1 pseudogene is annotated in these 600 nt (G+C 47.3%); it reads left to right on the forward strand.

The window, feature by feature from the left end:
* A pseudogene (locus JFC07_RS13065) lies at positions 1-600 on the forward strand (hypothetical protein); the annotation flags it as partial.

Consider the following 600-nt stretch of genomic DNA (forward strand, 5'->3'; position numbering starts at 1 on the left):
ACACCGCATTATCAAGTCGCATCGATACTGTGGTGGCTCAAAGCGACGGTAATACCGCCGCTATTAGTAGTGAAGTGACCGCCAGAACCAATGCTGATAGCGCACTCTCTACTCGTATTGATACGGTGTCATCTAAAACGGATGACAACACGGCATCCATCACCAGTAATTATGAAACACTAACCACCGCAACCACTGCCAACGCGACAAAGATTGATGGTGTTTTTGCCCAAGTCAATCCGCTAATGGCTGGAGATGATACGGTTAGTGCTGGGGACGACACAGTCCTAGTTGGCGTATGGTCTGAAACAAGCGCACGTATTGAAGATGATATTGCATTAGGTCAGCGCATCGATATATTAAACGCAAGTTTTAACGACAATACAGCGCTTATATCAACCGAGCAAAAAGTAAGGGCAGATGCTGACAGCGCCTTGTCTACTCGTGTTGATATGCTGTCAGCTGCAACGGAAGGCAATACTGCGTCAATTACCACTGAGACAACAGCCAGAACAACGGCTGATGAGGCACTAGGCAAGCGCATTGACACAGTCATTACTAAGACTGATGGGAATACGGCTGCCATACAGACCGAAGTTA

It is taken from the genome of Psychrobacter faecalis, from assembly GCF_016107575.1.
Lineage (GTDB): Bacteria > Pseudomonadota > Gammaproteobacteria > Pseudomonadales > Moraxellaceae > Psychrobacter > Psychrobacter faecalis.